Consider the following 17902-nt stretch of genomic DNA (forward strand, 5'->3'; position numbering starts at 1 on the left):
TGCTATGGCCCTCGTTTCACTGCGCCAGCTTTTGGATCACGCTGCAGAACACAGCTACGGAATTCCCGCATTTAATGTCAACAACCTCGAACAGGTTCGCGCCATCATGGAAGCCGCCGCTGCTGTGGATGCGCCGGTTATCCTGCAGGCATCTGCGGGTGCCCGCAAATATGCTGGTGAACCCTTCCTGCGCCACCTCATTTTGGCGGCCATTGAAGAATATCCCGATATTCCTGTCGTCCTCCATCAGGATCACGGTGCCAGCCCAGCCGTTTGTATTCAGGCCATCCGCTCCGGATTCTCCAGCGTCATGATGGACGGCTCCCTGATGGAAGATGCCAAAACCCCGGCCAGCTACGATTACAACACCGCCGTCACTGCCAAAGTGGTTGAAATGGCCCATGCTGTAGGCGTTTCTGTGGAAGGTGAACTGGGTTGTCTGGGATCCCTGGAAACCGGCATGGCTGGTGAAGAAGACGGAGTGGGTGCCGAAGGCTGTCTGACCCACGACCAGATGCTGACCGATCCGGAAGAAGCCGCCCAATTTGTGAAGGCCACCAAGCTAGATGCCCTGGCTATCGCCATCGGCACCAGTCATGGTGCCTACAAATTTACCCAGCCGCCAACCGGCAAGGTACTGCGTATTGACCGGATCAAGGAAATTCACGCCCGTATTCCCGATACCCATCTGGTCATGCATGGCTCCAGTTCCGTGCCCCAGGAATGGCTGAAAATCATCCACGAATTTGGTGGTGATATTGGCGAAACCTACGGCGTGCCCGTCGAAGAAATTCAGGAAGGCATCAAAAACGGGGTGCGCAAGGTCAATATAGACACCGACCTGCGTCTGGCCGCTACGGGTGCTGTGCGCCAGAGCCTTTACAAAAACCCCAAGAACTTCGATCCCCGCAAGTTCCTCACGGCTTCTCTGGATGCTATGCGCGACATCTGCCGTCAGCGTTTCGAAGCCTTTGGTACGGCCGGCAATGCCAGCAAGATCAAGGTCGTTCAGCTGGATGACATGTTCAAACGCTACAAGAAAGGTGAACTGGATCCCCGCGTCACTGGTCTCTGAAGCGATTCCGGTTTTTGCAACTGGCGAGGGCGCACGGCGCTCTCGCCCTGTTTTGGAGGCCGTATGACACAATTCAAGATTTCACCCTCCATTCTCTCTGCTGACTTTGCCCGCCTGGGTGAAGAAGTGCGGGCAGTGGATGAAGCTGGCGCCGACTATATTCATGTTGACGTCATGGACAACCATTTTGTACCCAACCTGACTATTGGACCGCTGGTCGCTGCGGCTATCAAACCCCATACCCAGAAGCCTCTGGATGTGCATTTGATGATTGCCCCGGTGGATGCCATCATTCCCGAGTTTGCCAAGGCCGGTGCCAACATCATCACCGTGCATCCGGAAGCAACCATTCATCTGGATCGCACCATTCAGTTGATCCACAGCCTCGGTTGCAAGGCTGGCGTGTCGCTCAATCCCGGAACGCCCCTCGATGTGCTGGACTACGTCCTGGAAAACCTGGACCTGGTACTGGTCATGAGCGTCAACCCCGGTTTTGGCGGTCAGAGTTTCATTGACTACACCCTGCGTAAGATCGAAGCCATCCGCAAGCGCATTGACGCTACCGGCAAGCATATTGAACTGGAAGTAGATGGTGGCGTTAAAGTCGATAATGTGCGCCGGGTCGCCGATGCTGGTGCCGATGTATTTGTCGCCGGCAGCGCCATTTATAACACTCCAGACTATAAAGCTACCATTGCGGCTTTCCGCAAGGCACTGGCGGGTTAAATGACGGTGCAACTGAACGTCAGCGCACCCTTCACGGCGCGGGTGGTACTGCTGGATCTGGACGGTACGCTCATTGATACCGCTCCGGATCTGGCGGGAGCCGCCAACCACGCCCTTCGCAAACTGGGGCGTCAACCTGCCGGGATGCCGGTGATTCGCGGCTTCATCGGCAATGGCGTTCGTGAACTGATGCGCCGGGCCCTGAGTATTCAGCAGGAACCCAGCGAAGCAGAACTGGACGCCGCCATGGTCGATTTCAGTCGATACTACGGAGAGCATCTGCTGGATCACAGTCAGATTTATCCAGGCGTAAGCGACACCCTCAAAGCCCTTCAGGCGCAAGGCCGGGAGCTGGTCTGCATCACCAACAAGGCCAAGGCTTTTACCGAACCCCTGTTAAAACGTCTGGAGTTATATGACTTTTTTGGCCTGGTCCTGTCGGGTGACAGCCTTCCCAAAAAGAAGCCGGATCCATTGCAACTCCTGCATGCTGCTGCCCACTTTCATCAGCCGGTAGGTGACTGTTTGTTGGTCGGAGATTCCTGCAATGATACCCAGGCAGCCCGCGCAGCTAGCATGCCCGTAGCTTGTGTAACCTATGGATATCATGGTGACGAACCCGTACACACGCTCAATCCCGATGCTGTACTGGACAATATGAGTGAATTATTGGATATTCTCGCCTGAGACAGGAGTAACGGAAATTATGCGGAAATTGGAACGTGTGGGAAAACGATGGCGTTGCTGCTGAAAAGCAGTGCCCTTCTTTTTATCGTTCCAACGAGGTGATCCGTGATTTCTGAAGCCACTTTTGCTGCCCTGGCAAGCCAGGGCTATAACCGCATTCCCCTTTCCCGCGAGGTCATTGCCGACCTCGATACTCCTCTTTCCGCCTATCTGAAACTGGTAGACGGTCCCTATGCCTATCTACTCGAATCCGTTCAGGGCGGTGAAAAATGGGGGCGTTACTCCATCATCGGGCTCCCTGCCCGGCAGATCATCCGCGTGCATCACGGGTTGGTGACCGTTCATAATGAGGGGGTCGAAACGGAACGGGCCCAGCCGCAAGACCCGCTCGAATGGATCAGCGCATTTCGCGCGCGCTTTCGGGTCGCGCCCCTGGAAGAAGCCATTGATGACCGTTTCAGTGGCGGACTGGTCGGTTACTTCGGATACGATATTGTTCGCTATATTGAGCCGCGTCTGACGCGTAGCGCAACCCTCCCTGATCCGCTCGATCTGCCGGAAATCCAGTTGCTGGTGGCCGATGAACTGCTGATTTTTGACAATTTACGTGGAACCATCCGGCTTCTGGTTCATGTGGATCCCAGTCAAGACAAGGCCTATCACCAGGGTCTTCAGCGCCTGGATGCGCTGCAGAAGCGGCTACGACAAAGCGCCATGCCGCCGCCACCCCCCGTGCAAACCCGCAGGGTGAGGGAAGAAGACTTCACCGCCAGTTTCAGCCGTGAGGGATACATGGCCGCAGTGGATCACATCAAGGATTACATCGCTGCTGGCGACGTCATGCAAGTCGTGCCTTCGCAACGCCTGTCCACCGAACTGAGTGCCCATCCTCTGGACCTTTACCGGGCCCTGCGAGGCGTCAATCCTTCTCCCTACATGTTTTATGTAGATCTGGACGACACTTATCTGGTGGGCTCTTCGCCAGAAATTCTGGTCCGGGTGGAAGACCAGCAGGTCACCGTACGCCCCATTGCCGGAACCCGTCCCCGGGGCAAAACCCGGGCAGAGGATGAAGCCCTGGAAAAAGAGCTTCTGGCAGACCCCAAAGAACGTGCCGAACATCTCATGCTGATTGATCTGGCCCGCAATGATGTGGGCCGAATTGCCGAAGTCGGTTCGGTCACACTGACGGATTCCTTTGGCATTGAACGCTACTCCCATGTCATGCACATTGTTTCCCAGGTCACTGGTCGGCTGCGCCCGGAGCTGGATGCCATGGATGCCCTCCGTGCCAGCTTTCCGGCGGGCACCGTATCAGGAGCGCCGAAAATTCGTGCCATGGAAATCATCCGGGAAATCGAACCGGTATCCCGGGCCGTATATGCCGGGGCCGTGGGCTACTGGGGCTGGAATGGCAACATGGATACCTGCATCGCCATCCGCACTGCAGTCATCAAAAACGGCACCCTGCATATTCAGGCCGGAGGAGGCATTGTGGCCGACTCCGAACCCGCAGCAGAGTGGGAAGAAACCATGAACAAGCGCCGCGCCATGTTCCGCGCTGTAGCCCTGGCCGAAAACGGCCTCGACCCCGAAGGGAGGGCAGATCATGCTGCTCATGATTGACAATTACAGACTACGCCACCTGCATTCCGTTGTCGGAATAATGCCTTGTGCTAAAATATTCTTACTAGGTAAGAGGGGAATGTTGCCATGTTAACAACTGTTTCCGATAAAGGCCAAGTTGTCATTCCGGTGGAAATCCGTCGCCGCTTGGGCATCACCCCCGGCTGTCAACTCGATTTCAGCCTGGAAGGTCATGTCATCCACGTCGAGGTGAAGCGCCAAGTCACTCAAACCACTGCCGAAGACGGCTTTGGCATGCTGGTTTGCACGCGGCCGGGCAAGCGCCGTCTTGCCGATTTTGATGTCGCCCTCGCCATGCGGGAAAGCAAAGATGATCGCCCTTGATACCAACATTCTGGCACGTTTCTATGTGGCTGACCCGGCTGACCCCGAGGCCGCCAGACAACGACCGATTGCCCATAGACTCCTGACCGAATCTCCCCAGGTGTTCGTGCCCCTGACCGTAATCCTTGAGCTCGAATGGGTCTTGCGCGCCTTTTATGGCTTCGCGGACGAGGATTTCGTCAGGGTCGTCACACATCTGCTTGGTCTGCCCAACGTCAATGTCGAGGAATGGTCGCGCATCGCCGATGCCTTGGCCTGGCACACAGAGGGGCTGGACTTCGCCGATGCCCTGCACTTGCTGGCCAGCAGCCACTGCACGGAATTCATAAGCTTTGATGACCGTCGCTTTGCGCGCCGCGCCAAACGTCTTGCTGTTACACCTGCAGTCGTTGTCCCTGCCAAGTAGCCGTCGCTAAAGAGGGTATGAAAGGGCATGATTCGCGAGTGTTTTATGGTTGAATGCATAAAAATCAATAGGATGGTGAAATTATGCTGCTCATGATCGATAATTACGATAGCTTCACCTACAACCTGGTGCAGTATTTTGGTGAGCTTGGTGCAGAAGTACGGGTAGAACGCAATGACGCCATTGATATTGCCCGCATTGCAAAACTGGCTCCCAGCCATATCTGCATCTCGCCCGGTCCCTGCACCCCCAATGAAGCGGGCATTTCCATTGCCACCATCCAGCACTTTGCCGGAAAAATCCCGCTGCTGGGCGTTTGTCTCGGCCATCAGGCCATCGGTCAGGCTTTTGGTGGCAAGGTGATCCGCGCCGATCAGGTGATGCATGGCAAGACCTCGCCCATCCATCACCATGGTCAGGGAATCTTCCACGACCTGCCCGATCCCTTTCCCGCCACCCGTTATCATTCCCTGATTGTCGAACGCGACAGCCTGCCGGAAAGTCTGGAAATCACGGCCTGGACGGAAGCGGGAGAAATCATGGGCTTACGTCACCGCGCATTGGCCGTGGAAGGGGTGCAGTTCCACCCTGAATCCATTCTCAGCGAATGTGGTAAAACCCTCCTCCAGCACTTCTTACAGGGAGAAGCAACCCGATGATGGTCCGCGACATTCTTGAACAAATTGCCGCCGGGCAGGATTTGTCCCGAGAGCAAGCCCAGCATGTATTTGCCGGAATCATGGCCGGTGACTGGACGCCTGCGCAAATTGGTGCCCTCCTCATGGGCCTGCGCATGAAGGGACAACGGGTCGAAGAACTGGTTGGTGCCACCCTGGCGCTGCGCGCCTGCATGACCCGGGTAGAAGTTTCCACCGATCATCTGCTCGACACCTGCGGGACCGGCGGAGATGCCCTGAGCACCTTCAACATTTCCACGGTATCTGCCGTCGTCGCAGCAGCGGGGGGCGCCCGGGTAGCCAAACACGGCAACCGTTCCATGGTCAGTCGCAGTGGCAGTGCAGATGTTCTAGAAGCTGCGGGTCTGCCCATGGATATGGACCCCGAAGCGGTGGCCCAGAGCATCGAAAAAATCGGCATCGGCTTCCTGTTTGCACCGGCGCATCATGGTGCCATGCGCCATGCCGTCGGTCCGCGCAAGGAACTGGCTATTCGCTCATTGTTCAATTTGATGGGTCCCCTGAGTAACCCGGCGGGAGCCCCGCATCAGGTGCTCGGCGTATATGCCGAACGCTGGCTGATGCCACTGGCCGAAGCGGCACGGGAACTGGGCTCCCGTCACGTACTGGTGGTTCATGGTCATGACGGCCTGGATGAAATCAGTCTTTCTGCCCCCACGGACATGGCCGAACTGAAGGATGGGGTGATTTCGCGCAGCCGTATTCAGCCGGAGGACTTCGGTATTGCGCGCGCACCGCTTGCCAGCCTGCAAATTAACAGCGTAGCAGAAGCATTGTCGGCCGCTGAAGAGGTCCTGCAAAACCGGGCTGGGCCGCGCCTGGATGTGGTTTTACTGAACGCGGGGGCGGCACTTTATGCGGCAGATGTGGTACCCGATATGGCGGTTGGTGTGGTGTTGGCAAGAGACATTTTGAAGTCAGGAGCTGCCTGGAATAAATGGCAGGAATTACTGGGCAAAAACCAATAAAGGATCCGTATGACGGACATACTCCAGGAAATTATTACCCGCAAACACGCTGAAATCATTGAACGCAAGGCTCGCCTTGGCCTGGCTGAATTGCAGGAATCTGTAGCCCTGAGCGGGCCAGCGCGTGATTTCATCGGTTCTATCCGCAGTAAAATCGGCGCCGGGCAAGCCGCAGTCATCGCCGAAATCAAAAAGGCCTCCCCTTCCGCAGGCATTATCCGGGAAGATTTCAATCCCGTCAGCATTGCCCAGGATTACGCAGCCCACGGCGCTGCCTGCCTGTCAGTACTGACGGATGAACATTATTTTCAGGGCGCCGACATTTACCTGACGGCTGCCCGGGAAGCTTGTTCCGTTCCAGTGCTGAGAAAGGATTTCTGCATTGATCCCTATCAGGTCTGGGAAGCACGCGCCATTGGCGCAGATGCCATCCTCCTCATTGTCGCGGCGTTGTCTGATGAACAACTGCAAACCCTGGAAGAATCTGCACATTACCTGGGTATGGCTGTACTCGTCGAAGTACACAACAGCGCAGAACTCCAGCGTGCCCTAAAATTGCGTACTCCATTGATTGGCATCAATAACCGCGATCTGCATCGCTTCGTGACCGATATTGAAACCACCCTGCAGTTACTTCCACAGATACCCGAAGACCGCATTGTGGTCACCGAAAGCGGCATTCGCCAGGTTGAGGATGTCCTGCAACTGCGTGCGGCGGACGTCAACGCTTTCCTCGTCGGCGAAGTCTTCATGCGCGAAGCGCAACCCGGTGCGGCTTTGAGTAAGCTGTTTGGTTTACTTGACGCCCATATTGTCATCTAATGATAGATTGTTGTTCAAAAGTAAAAGGGGGCGACGCATGCAGACACGCGTACAATGGATGGGCCCGGGTCAAATGAGTTTTGTGGCCAATGCTGACAGTGGTCATGCCTTGGTCATGGATGGATCCGCAGAAATTGGTGGACACAATCTCGGCGCACGTCCCATGGAAATGTTGCTCATGGGTCTCGGTGGTTGCGCGAGCATTGACGTGGTCATGATCCTGCAAAAATCCCGGCAGGCCATCCAGCAATGTGTGGTTGACATCCAGGCCGAACGGGCGGATACCGACCCCAAGGTATTCACCAAAATACACCTGCATTTTATGGTATCCGGCAACGCACTGGATCCCAAGCGAGTAGCACACGCCATCAGCCTGTCGGCGGAAAAATACTGTTCAGCCAGCGTCATGCTGGGGAAAACAGCGGAAATCACCCACGACTTTACAGTCGTCGACGAATCCTGAGGATGTTTTCATGCTACTGAGTAAAACCAGCGAATATGCTTTACAAGCATTAATTTATCTTGCCGCCCAACCGGAGGGCGAACCGGTGCTGAGCCGGGATATTTCCGATTATCTGCGGGTTCCGGCCCAATATCTGGCAAAAATCCTTCAGGATCTGGCCAAACGCGGGGTACTGGATTCTTTTAAGGGCCGTGGTGGTGGCTTTGTGCTGAGGCCGGGGGCCGACCAGATGAACATTCTGGATATTGTCGAAGTGGTGGAAGGACAACCCTTCGGCCAGGGTTGCGTGCTGGGACTCAAGGCCTGTGCCGACGAAACCGCCTGCCCGGTCCACTATCAGTGGAAGCCTCTGAAGGCCGAAGTCATGAGTTTACTCGGCAAGCAAACCATTGGCAGCATGGCAGAAGCCGTACGGGCCGGTCGTTACCGTATTCATCTGCCGGGGGGTTCAGAACTCCATATCCGGCCGTTGGCCACCAAAAACCAGGCATCCTGAGTTTTCGGGAGGCTTAAATCCAGAGTGCTCCCTGCGTCAGCACCCTGGAAAACGCCGCCATGGCCATCCGCACCGGCATGGGCAGTTTCCCGGCACCCAGGGATTCTGCAGTCTCGGCATGTCCTACTTCATCATCCCGCATCTGCGCCACCACGGCCCGGCTGCGATCATCATCAGCTGGCAGGGTATCCAGGTGCCCGTTCAGATGCTCTTCCACCTGATTTTCCACCGCCACCACCAGACCGAGATTGGCTGCACGACCCTGGCGGGCGGCGAGAAAGCCCATGCTCCAGCCCGCTCCGTACCAAAGAGGGGATAAAAGACTGGGACGACTGTTGAGTTCTTGCAGCCGGGTCTGGCACCAGCGCAGATGATCTTCTTCTTCGCTGCGGGCATGTTCCAATTGCGCGCGTAATTCTGGATCAGAGGTACCTGCCGCCTGGCCCGTATACAGGGCCTGCGCCATCACTTCACCGGCATGATTGACCCGCATCATTCGCCCTGCCTCCTGACGTTCCCAGGGACGCAGCAAGGTATCGGGCACCGCCCGGCCGGGATAGGGGCGATTACTCCCGACGTGCTGACCGGTCAGGGTACGCAGGGCATTATCCAGATTGGCGACAAGCAAATCGCTGAGCATGATTTCTCCGTACGCTGTTTGTAAAAGCTGATTCGGGTATGATGTCCCTGAGCAGAGAAAGGGTCAACGCTTATGGAAGAAGGTTTTTATCAACGGCACATGTTCATTTGCCTGAATCATCGCGACAATGGTGAACAGGCCTGCAACAACAGCGGGCTGGCCGACGAAATGTTTCATCTGGCCAAGAAACATGCCAAATCCCTGGGTATTCATGGTGATCATCAGGTCCGCGTCAATCGCTGTGGCTGCCTGGGACGCTGCCAGGAAGGCCCGGTGGCCGTCGTTTATCCGGACGCCATCTGGTACACTTTTGTCGATGGAGATGATGTGCGGGAAATTGTCGAATCCCATCTGCGTGACGGGGTTCCCGTAGACAGGTTGCGCATCTGATGCTGCCCATAGACCGCAGTCACCTGTATGACGGAGGGGAGCTGGCGGGCCTGGAATGCGTCGGCCAGAAAGTCCTCATCCCCGGCCCGGCAGGTGATCTGGAAGGCCTTACCGCCTGTCCTGAAAAGGAAACCCGGGGAGCAGTAGCCGTCCTTCTCCACCCGCACCCGCTCTATGGCGGCACCCTGCACAACAAGGTGGTGCATTATCTCAGCAGAACCTTCAACCTGCTGGGCATCCCCTCCCTGCGCTTCAATTTTCGGGGTGTCGGAGAAAGCGCCGGCAGTTATGACGACGGCCGGGGGGAAACAGAAGACTGTCTGGCCGTCCTGAATTGGGTGCAGGAAAGACGTCCGGGTTTTGATATCTGGCTGGCCGGCTTTTCTTTTGGCGCTTACGTGGCCTATCGGGCCGTACACCACCATCCCCATATCACGCGCCTGCTGACGGTGGCCCCGCCCGTCAATCTGTTCGACTTCCAGCACCTGTCGCCACCCCGCTGTCCCTGGACCCTGATTCAGGGTGAGCAGGACGAGTTGGTACCGGCAGCCAACGTCAAACAGTGGCTGGCAGACTTACCCGTCAACCCCACAACCCTGCTGCTGCCTGCGGATCATTTTTTTCATGGTCAACTCAACACCCTGCAGACAGCGCTGCTGCAATCCCTTGCAGACGAAGTAGCCAAGATGCGCTATACGGGAACAAGCCCCTGTGCTGAATCCCGCTTTTCTTGAACTGAAACATCTGCACAAGCAGTATGGTAACCGTGAAGTCCTGCGGGGGGTGGATTTTTCCATTCCTGCGGGTAGTTGTTATGCCCTGGTAGGCCCTAATGGCGCGGGCAAGAGTACCACTGTCCGGGCTATCCAGGGCCTCACCCCCCTGGACGGCGGAGAAATCCGCATGGATGGACAGGCCCTTTCCACCTTGGGGGCAGCGGGTCGCGCCAGAATCGGCGTCGTTCCGCAAATGGACAACCTCGACCCGGATTTTACTGTAGAAGAGAACCTCTGGACCTACGGACGCTATTTTCGTATTCCCAAGACCAGAATCCGTCAACGCAGTGCGGAATTGCTGGATTTCATGACCCTGAGCGGCTATGCCCGGCAACCTATCTCCGCCCTGTCTGGTGGCATGCAACGCCGCCTCACCATTGCCCGCGCGCTCATCAACGCGCCGCAGCTCCTGCTGCTGGATGAACCGACCACCGGACTCGACCCGCAGGCACGGCACCTGATCTGGCAACGTCTGCGGGACTTACGCCGGCAGGGAACCACCCTGTTGCTCACCACCCATTACATGGACGAGGCAGAACGACTTGCCGATCAGGTCGGCATTATTGATCAGGGTCACATTCTCGCGCAGGACACCCCCAGAGGTCTGATTGAATCTCATATTCCCGGCGAAGTGCTGGAGTTGCGCCGCCTGGATGGCAGCACCCCGGATCCCGAAAACTGGCATCAACAGCAGGTAGCGCTCAGTGAAAGAGTCGGGGACACCCTCATTTGTTATGGGCAGAACCTGCAGCAAGTGCTGGCGCATTTTGTCCATAACCCGGATTACCGATGGTTGCAGCGTCCCGCCAGTCTTGAAGATGTATTTTTAAGACTCACAGGCCGCAATCTGCGTGAGGACGAGCACTGATGTCCTGGCAAGATGCCATTCCCAATCCCGGAGCCCTGGCGGTGGTACAACGCAATTTCGGGGTATGGCGGAAACTCCTGCTCCCCAGCATGCTTGGCAATTTCGGTGATCCATTACTGTATTTACTGGCTTTGGGTTATGGACTCGGGCATTTTGTCGGACACATGGACGGCATGCCCTACATCACTTTTATTGCTTCGGGCATTGTTGCCAGCAGTGTCATGAATACGGCGAGTTTTGAGGGATTGTATTCGGCTTTTACCCGGATGAGCGCCCAACATACTTATGCCGCCATGCTGGCCACCCCCTTACGGGTCAGCGACATTCTGGCCGGCGAGGTGCTCTGGGCTGCCATCAAAGGCCTGATCAGTGCTATCGCCATTATCATCGTGGCCAGCTTTTTCGGAGCCATTCAGGGGCCCTGGGTATGGCTGAGCATTCCGGTCATTCTGCTGTCGGGATTAAGCTTCGGCAGCCTCGCCCTGGTCATGACCGCCATGGCCCGAAGTTATGACTTTTTCATGTACTACTTCACCCTGGCTGTCACCCCCATGTTTTTATTTTGCGGGGTATTTTATCCTTTGCACTCACTCCCCGCCTTTGCCCAGGATATTGCCCAGGTATTGCCGCTGACCCATGCAGTAGCCTTGATGCGCCCACTATTAACCGGACAACTCCCCCGGCAAGTGCCTTACCATCTCGGCGTTCTACTGCTATATACCCTAATTCCCTACCTGATCGCCTGGCGTTTACTGGTCCGACGCCTGTTGCGCTGACAGATTAAGTTGCTCCTTGGCAACAGCTTGTGGACTCGCGACCATATTGACCATAGAATTAGAATAATTAAATATACAAATATTATCTAAATGAGGAGCGAGCGTATGAAACCCATTGTTGAATGCTTTTTTGATGAAGCCACGTTCACCGCCAGCTATCTGGTCAAAGAGCCCGAGGGCCGCTCTTGCGCCATTATTGATCCGGTCCTGGATTTTGATTATGCCAGCGGGCGCACTTCGCACAGCTCGGCTGACAAACTCCTTGCGCGCGTCCACGAGGAAAATCTGCAGGTTGAGTGGATACTCGATACCCATGCCCATGCCGATCACCTCAGTGCGGCACATTTTCTCCGCAAGGAACTCGGCTGCAAAATAGGCATCGGGGCTGACATCACCCAGGTGCAAAAAACTTTCGCCCAGATCTATAACGAGTCCGATCAGATTCCTCAGGATGGCAGACAGTTTGACCATCTCTTTGCCGATGGCGAGACTTTTACCATCGGTAAACTGTCCGTGCAGGTCATGCATACGCCCGGCCACACACCCGCTTGCCTGACTTACGTCATCGGCGACGCGGTCTTTGTCGGCGACACCCTGTTCATGCCGGACTACGGCTCTGCCCGCTGTGATTTTCCGGGTGGTAGCGCCGAGACACTGTACCATTCGGTGCAACGCATATTTGCGCTTCCGGAGGAAACACGTCTGTTTGTTTGCCATGATTACAAGGCTCCGGGACGTGACGAATACCGCTGGGAGAGCACGGTCGCCGAGGAAAAAGCCCACAACATTCATCTCGGCAATCATCGGAGTCTGGCCGATTTTGTTGAACTCCGCCAAAAAAGGGATGCAACCCTGGCCATGCCCAAACTGATTTTGCCAGCACTTCAGGTCAATATCCGCGCTGGCGAGCTCCCCCCGAAGGAGGATAACGGCGTCGCCTACCTCCGCATTCCTCTCAATGCGGTTTAATTTGCCCCGAAGCAGACTGGAGAAATTCTGATGCAACATGAATGGCTCATGGGTTTTATCGGAGGTTTGATGATTGGCACTGCGGCCTTGATCTTTCTGGTGGTCAACGGTCGCATTATGGGCGTCAGTGGTCTTATTGGCGGTCTTATTGATCGTTCTGGTTGGGGAAATGGCCGGGAGCGAATCGTTTTCCTGTTCGGCCTGTTCATGGTTCCGGTGCTCTGGGTCCGCTTTATTGCCCCGGTCGAAACTCACGTCACCAACAACCTCAGCCTGATCATCATCGCCGGCCTCTTGGTCGGTATCGGTAGTCGTCTGGCCAATGGCTGTACTTCCGGACATGGTGTCTGCGGGATCTCGCGCTTTTCCATACGCAGTATTTTCGCAACGGCAGTTTATTTAATGAGCGGGGTCATCGCCATTTCTATTTTCCGGCAACTTTTGGGGGTGATTTAATGTTACGACTGATCAGCGCCTTGTTTGCAGGATCTCTTTTTGGTCTGGGATTGATTGTTTCTGATATGCTCAATGCCGATCGGGTCCAGGGCTGGCTGGATGTTCTGGGTAATTGGGATCCGACCCTCGCCTTTGTTCTCGGTGGTGCCATTCTGCCCATGCTCCTCGCATGGCCCTTAAGCGCCCGTCGAGGCAAAGCCCTGCTGGGCAACGTCCTGCCTGTACCAGCCTCGGTTCGTATTGATTGGGAGCTATTTTTCGGCGCTGCCTTATTTGGTGCCGGATGGGCACTTGTCGGTCTTTGTCCCGGACCGGCCGTAGCTGGATTGGGCCTGAACGGAATCAGTGGCATCTTATTTTTCCTGACTATGATAATGGGAATGTCTCTCACCCCGTATTTGCGGCGACACTTTCAAAAGCCTGCCATGGCTTGAGTACCTAGGCCGGAATTTCGCAGACCTTCCCGATTTTAAACGCGGGAAGGTTTTTTGCGTTTTTTGGTATGCCTGTTTATACTTTGAATCAATTAGAATATTCTTACCATTGAGCGTATATGAATAAAGCCCTCAGGCTATGGGTACTCTCATTTTTAGGCCTGGCTATCACACTGTCATTGTCGCCGGCTGCGGCTAGCCCCGATACCCAGCCCATGATTGCATCGGGACTGTGGCGGATAGTATCGATCATCCAGGGGCCTTGGCAGCAGCAGAGTAAGATGACTCAATATGAATGTTGGAACGCCCAAACAGGCAGCCTGCAGGCCTTTCTCCCAAGCATTGGAAATAGCCGGAATCTGGAGACCGACAATGCCGTCATCAACTCTCCACACCGTACCACGGTGCATCTCCACAGTTTTCAAAATCTCCCCAACGGTACGGCAACACAAAATATCACCATGATTTTCAGTGACAATCGTAGTGTCCTGCACCGCGCCATCATGTCGGGTTCCGGCAGACTGACTTTTTCCTCCTCTCCTGAACTCGGCGATCACTTCACTCAACAAGGTCGCTGGATATCAGCAACTTGCCCGGTAAAACTTCCTGAAGCGAACCTGCAGCAACTACAGAAACCGGTCATACCTGCCCTGCAAAAACTGGATGCGCTCGCAAAACAGTTACAAGCCGGGGATCCTGATCCAACCCACCAGTAAATATATTTTAAACAATTTAAAATCAATTAATTGCGAATTATAAAAAGACTGCACCGGGTCATCGGGATGGAGAATTTTCCTGCTTCGTTCGCTATTGTTAACTTGACAACAGCGACTGCAAACGCTTTAATTTGCTGCTATTGGCGCTTTAGCTCAGTCGGTTAGAGCAGCGGAATCATAATCCGCGTGTCCGGGGTTCGAATCCCTGAAGCGCCACCAAATATTACAAAGGCTTAGACCTCGGTCTGAGCTTTTTTCTTATCTTGTTACATTTTACTGTAATCATCCTTTTGATTTTATGGGCGTTATCCACTGAGTTGCTAGTTATATAACCCATAGAAATTACCATGAAAATCGTGTATAGTTTTCAAGAGAAAACTAGATGTTGCTTCCATGCTTCGAATTTTTATTCGCTGTGTCCAATGGATATTAGCCTATGAAATCCCCTGAAACCAAAATGACAGCTTCAGATGAGTCAGTTTCGAGTATGACTTCCTTTCCAACTTCAAAACGCTTTTTTTTGGTACTGATCAGCCCCGACAAGCCGGGCCAGCTTCCAGAAAACGTAATTCATGTCACAGACCAGACCGCTGTAGTTGAAGGGAATATCAATCTATTCGGCTTCTTGTTACAGGGGCTTTCTGAAGCTGAACAAAACAAGGCCGTTTCGCATATCCGTCAGTCTCAGTACTGGGTCCATCCTGTATATACAGATAACACCAACAACAAGAATCCTCTGTTAGATGGTCATAAAACACTTGTTGAAGCGATGAGTTCTGCACAGCAAATGCAAGAATTACTTATAAGCCTCAAGCTTGACCCGCAAGCCCTGCAGACTGATGAAAAAATAATGCTCTACCAATATATTCGTGAGCAGTCTGAGCTTCGACCGGTACTCGATCGAAACAGCAAGCGACTGTACCGATATCCTGTGATAGACGTTCTTTCAAAAACAGAAGAATTAGCAGACATCGTACTAATCGATCTACTTAAAAGGCAAACGCTAATTCCAAGAACATTGCTGGATCGAACCAGAGAATGCCCGCATTGCGGAAGCGCACACCCGCACTTTATTGATGTTTGCCCACAATGCGAAAGTATAGAAATTCACAAAACAGCAGCTCTACACTGCTTTACTTGCGGGCATGTCGGTCCGGAAACAGACTTTCAGTCACCCAGTGGAATGCTTTGTCCTCAATGTAACACCAGACTCCGACACATCGGTGTAGACTATGATCGGCCACTGACTCAATACGCGTGTCAAAGTTGCCATCATATATTTATCGAGCCTAAGATCAGAGCGAATTGCTTGGATTGTGGATCAGAAAATCTTCCTGAACAAATGATTCCCCATGATATATCGACCCTAGTACTATCAGTAAAAGGCCGGATGCTACTTCGCTCAGGAGCCTCCAACGAAAGCTTCACCAATGTGAAGACTTCAAACTATGTAGTAGGTGCTTATTTTCGCCAAACAATCGCATGGTCACTCAGCATCCAAGAACGCCATCCAGATATAGGCTTTGGGCTTGTACTTTTTAACATTCAAAACGCTCAAGAAATCATCGAACAGATTGGAGCATTGCGTGCATATGCATTATTTGATGAAATATCATTGAGAATTAGTGAATTGCAACGAGATTCTGACCTGGCAACTCGGTTTGGTGAATATGGATTATGGATATTTTTACCTATGTCATCAGCAGAAGGCTTTGCGAATAGGCTTAAAGGCATATTATCTACGTTAAATATACCCCAACAATCAAATATTCAGGCGGAAATACATTCACTACAATGTCCACAAGATATCATACCTAAGACTACGGTAAATGATGTTATGGCAAAACTCAGCAAAAAAGTACAAAAGCATGTGGGCTGAAGCGGTATGGACATTTATGCGATTGATGGATACAACGAAGCACGGTTCCGGACTGAATCTCGCATTAAAGTTTTTTCCGTTCGCAATCATACTTGAACTTCCACTGTACCTACTTGTATTAATTGGAATAATTCGTTACACTCTGGCTAAGACTCGCCCAGTATTATGGCGTGAAAAATATCCTTCTGTATCATGCACAATCACTTGCTACTCAGAAGGAAGAGATGTTATAAAAACCATTCTTTCTCTCGCATATCAAGAATATCCTGGATTCATTCAAATAATTCCTGTTATTGATGGCGCACTGCAAAATGCTAACACTCTAAGCGCAGCCCTTAGTTGCATACAAGAGGTAAACAAATTACCAAATAGACGCCTACAGGTGATACCGAAGTGGCAACGAGGTGGACGCGTATCGTCTCTGAATACAGGCCTGATGTTTGCCACCGGGGAAATAATAATGGCTTTAGACGGCGATACCTCTTTTGATAATGATATGATAAAAAATGCTACGCAGCATTTTGACGATCCGAATGTGATTGGTGTAGCTGGTTGTTTACGTGTACGCAACAGAGATAAATCACTGACAACCATATTTCAAAATATCGAATACATGCTTTCCATCGCAGCGGGAAAAACTGGACTTTCCGAATTCAATGTAGTCAATAATATATCTGGCGCTTTTGGAGTTTTTCGCACATCTTTTATTCGAATAACTGGAGGTTGGGATGCTGGTACCGCGGAAGATCTGGATATGACGCTGCGAATTAAGCAGCACTTTGGTCGGCATAGCCGTTTAAGAATAGTTTTCGATCCGATGGCTATAGGCCACACGGATGTACCAGTGACTTTTAAAGATTTCATCAAACAGCGATGGCGATGGGACGGTGATCTTTTTTATATTTTTATACGAAAATATCGTTACAATATTCGTCCAAAACTATTAGGCTGGAAGAATTTCTTTTTTATCTTATACTCCGGATTAATCCAGCAGATATTAATGCCCTTCATAATCACTTTTTATACTGTAGCACTTTTCATATTATTTGATACAGGGGTAATAGTAGGCCTTCTCATGTTTATATACTGCGTATACCTTATTGCACTATTAATACTATTCATTTTTTACATCATTGGGATATCAGAACGCATTAGTCAAGATATAAAATACTTACCATTTTTATTATTATATCCATTTTTTGCATTCATTACCAGAGTCAACAGTGCATTTGCAATCATCCAAGAAATATTTATTGGTACTCATTATGATTCTGCCATGGCACCATGGTGGGTATTACGTAAAACAAAATTCTAACATGAAAACACTGCCAATTAGATTAATTATGATGTGGCTCCTGGTAATCTGCACTCCAGCTTCTGCCGAAGTAACAGTGGATGATCTTGTTCATTGGGCAAACTATTCGGCTATTGATAATCAGCTTGCCAAAGCAGACATAGACGTTTTGCAACAGCAATTAAAAATTGACCAAGCCAATCAAGGTTTAAATCTTTTTTTGGGATCAGGTTTTGGAAATAACCGTGCGGTAATTTCTAATACATCCACTCTCACATATCAGGTTCCTCGCTGTTTTAAGTGGGTAGCTTGAGATCCAGCTTACCCAGTACGAGGTAAGCCATGTTAATAAAATTCTTGTGGGTGCGATAGCCCCGTGCCCTGGATTTGGC

The 17902-nt window shown here is 52.6% G+C and carries 23 protein-coding genes and 1 tRNA gene; 23 read left to right on the forward strand and 1 reads right to left on the reverse strand.

All coding sequences use genetic code 11. The annotated features are described in order from the left end of the window. Positions 1-4 precede the first annotated feature (4 nt). The 11 genes from fba (at position 5) to H7F08_RS08780 (ending at position 8312) form a co-directional block, all read left to right on the forward strand. Positions 5-1075 carry a class II fructose-bisphosphate aldolase gene (gene fba / locus H7F08_RS08730; RefSeq protein WP_010642497.1) on the forward strand — a complete coding sequence of 357 codons (1071 nt, stop codon included), beginning with the start codon at positions 5-7 and terminating at the stop codon, positions 1073-1075. A gap of 63 nt (positions 1076-1138) precedes the next feature. Then, the gene (gene rpe / locus H7F08_RS08735) at positions 1139-1801 is read left to right on the forward strand and encodes a ribulose-phosphate 3-epimerase (RefSeq protein WP_010642498.1); all 663 of its coding nucleotides are present in this window, start codon (positions 1139-1141) and stop codon (positions 1799-1801) included. Further along, the gene (locus H7F08_RS08740; protein ID WP_031573857.1) at positions 1802-2488 is read left to right on the forward strand and encodes a phosphoglycolate phosphatase; all 687 of its coding nucleotides are present in this window, start codon (positions 1802-1804) and stop codon (positions 2486-2488) included. Positions 2489-2593: 105 nt separating this feature from the next. Beyond that, on the forward strand, positions 2594-4114 hold the full coding sequence (trpE, locus tag H7F08_RS08745; protein WP_065974593.1) for an anthranilate synthase component I: 1521 nt from the start codon (positions 2594-2596) through the stop codon (positions 4112-4114). A gap of 87 nt (positions 4115-4201) precedes the next feature. Further along, complete coding sequence (locus H7F08_RS08750) at positions 4202-4459, forward strand: AbrB/MazE/SpoVT family DNA-binding domain-containing protein (RefSeq protein WP_031573862.1); 258 nt, start codon at positions 4202-4204, stop codon at positions 4457-4459. Next, a complete protein-coding gene (locus H7F08_RS08755; protein WP_193640343.1) occupies positions 4446-4865 on the forward strand; it encodes a type II toxin-antitoxin system VapC family toxin in 420 nt (139 codons plus the stop codon). Before H7F08_RS08750 ends, H7F08_RS08755 begins: the two co-directional genes overlap by 14 nt. An 83-nt stretch (positions 4866-4948) precedes the next feature. After that, positions 4949-5524 (forward strand): anthranilate synthase component II, encoded by a 576-nt coding sequence (locus H7F08_RS08760; RefSeq protein ID WP_010641092.1) that lies wholly within the window; start codon positions 4949-4951, stop codon positions 5522-5524. Then, complete coding sequence (gene trpD / locus H7F08_RS08765; RefSeq protein WP_024893182.1) at positions 5521-6531, forward strand: anthranilate phosphoribosyltransferase; 1011 nt, start codon at positions 5521-5523, stop codon at positions 6529-6531. The genes H7F08_RS08760 and trpD overlap by 4 nt, the downstream gene beginning before the upstream one ends. A gap of 9 nt (positions 6532-6540) precedes the next feature. Continuing rightward, the gene (gene trpC, locus H7F08_RS08770) at positions 6541-7353 is read left to right on the forward strand and encodes an indole-3-glycerol phosphate synthase TrpC (protein WP_031573869.1); all 813 of its coding nucleotides are present in this window, start codon (positions 6541-6543) and stop codon (positions 7351-7353) included. A 37-nt stretch (positions 7354-7390) separates the two neighbouring features. Continuing rightward, positions 7391-7816, forward strand: a complete 426-nt coding sequence (locus H7F08_RS08775; protein ID WP_010641088.1) for an OsmC family protein — start codon at positions 7391-7393, stop codon at positions 7814-7816. A 10-nt stretch (positions 7817-7826) separates the two neighbouring features. Then, positions 7827-8312 (forward strand): RrF2 family transcriptional regulator, encoded by a 486-nt coding sequence (locus H7F08_RS08780; protein WP_010641086.1) that lies wholly within the window; start codon positions 7827-7829, stop codon positions 8310-8312. 13 nt (positions 8313-8325) lie between these two features. Here H7F08_RS08780 and coq7 read toward each other — a convergent pair whose 3' ends face one another. Then, on the reverse strand, positions 8326-8952 hold the full coding sequence (coq7, locus tag H7F08_RS08785; RefSeq protein ID WP_031573872.1) for a 2-polyprenyl-3-methyl-6-methoxy-1,4-benzoquinone monooxygenase: 627 nt from the start codon (positions 8950-8952) through the stop codon (positions 8326-8328). Positions 8953-9024: 72 nt separating this feature from the next. On the opposite strand from coq7, the gene H7F08_RS08790 reads away from it, so the two are divergent. From H7F08_RS08790 to H7F08_RS08845, 12 genes are all read left to right on the forward strand, one after another. Further along, positions 9025-9342, forward strand: coding sequence for a (2Fe-2S) ferredoxin domain-containing protein (locus tag H7F08_RS08790; RefSeq protein ID WP_024893179.1), 318 nt, complete (start codon positions 9025-9027; stop codon positions 9340-9342). Beyond that, entirely contained in the window at positions 9342-10076 is a 735-nt protein-coding gene (locus tag H7F08_RS08795) for an alpha/beta hydrolase (protein ID WP_193640344.1), read from the forward strand. The genes H7F08_RS08790 and H7F08_RS08795 overlap by 1 nt, the downstream gene beginning before the upstream one ends. After that, a complete protein-coding gene (locus H7F08_RS08800; RefSeq protein ID WP_319026043.1) occupies positions 10054-10986 on the forward strand; it encodes an ATP-binding cassette domain-containing protein in 933 nt (310 codons plus the stop codon). The genes H7F08_RS08795 and H7F08_RS08800 overlap by 23 nt, the downstream gene beginning before the upstream one ends. Beyond that, on the forward strand, positions 10986-11762 hold the full coding sequence (locus H7F08_RS08805; protein WP_193640345.1) for an ABC transporter permease: 777 nt from the start codon (positions 10986-10988) through the stop codon (positions 11760-11762). The genes H7F08_RS08800 and H7F08_RS08805 overlap by 1 nt, the downstream gene beginning before the upstream one ends. A 105-nt stretch (positions 11763-11867) precedes the next feature. Beyond that, complete coding sequence (locus tag H7F08_RS08810; RefSeq protein WP_193640346.1) at positions 11868-12731, forward strand: MBL fold metallo-hydrolase; 864 nt, start codon at positions 11868-11870, stop codon at positions 12729-12731. 30 nt (positions 12732-12761) lie between these two features. Next, positions 12762-13187, forward strand: coding sequence for a YeeE/YedE family protein (locus H7F08_RS08815; protein ID WP_024893174.1), 426 nt, complete (start codon positions 12762-12764; stop codon positions 13185-13187). Next, positions 13187-13621 (forward strand): DUF6691 family protein, encoded by a 435-nt coding sequence (locus H7F08_RS08820; protein ID WP_031573887.1) that lies wholly within the window; start codon positions 13187-13189, stop codon positions 13619-13621. Before H7F08_RS08815 ends, H7F08_RS08820 begins: the two co-directional genes overlap by 1 nt. A 119-nt stretch (positions 13622-13740) precedes the next feature. Beyond that, positions 13741-14337: a hypothetical protein gene (locus H7F08_RS08825; RefSeq protein WP_031573890.1), complete on the forward strand. Its 597-nt coding sequence runs from the start codon at positions 13741-13743 to the stop codon at positions 14335-14337. A 142-nt stretch (positions 14338-14479) separates the two neighbouring features. Continuing rightward, positions 14480-14556, forward strand: a tRNA-Met gene (locus H7F08_RS08830). Between the two features lie 217 nt (positions 14557-14773). After that, positions 14774-16216, forward strand: coding sequence for a diguanylate cyclase domain-containing protein (locus H7F08_RS08835; protein ID WP_193640347.1), 1443 nt, complete (start codon positions 14774-14776; stop codon positions 16214-16216). Beyond that, entirely contained in the window at positions 16206-17531 is a 1326-nt protein-coding gene (locus H7F08_RS08840) for a glycosyltransferase family 2 protein (protein ID WP_193640348.1), read from the forward strand. Before H7F08_RS08835 ends, H7F08_RS08840 begins: the two co-directional genes overlap by 11 nt. A gap of 1 nt (position 17532) precedes the next feature. Then, the gene (locus tag H7F08_RS08845; protein WP_193640349.1) at positions 17533-17823 is read left to right on the forward strand and encodes a hypothetical protein; all 291 of its coding nucleotides are present in this window, start codon (positions 17533-17535) and stop codon (positions 17821-17823) included. Positions 17824-17902: the final 79 nt, after the last annotated feature.

Source organism: Acidithiobacillus sp. HP-11 (assembly GCF_015100075.1).
Taxonomy (GTDB): domain Bacteria; phylum Pseudomonadota; class Gammaproteobacteria; order Acidithiobacillales; family Acidithiobacillaceae; genus Acidithiobacillus; species Acidithiobacillus thiooxidans.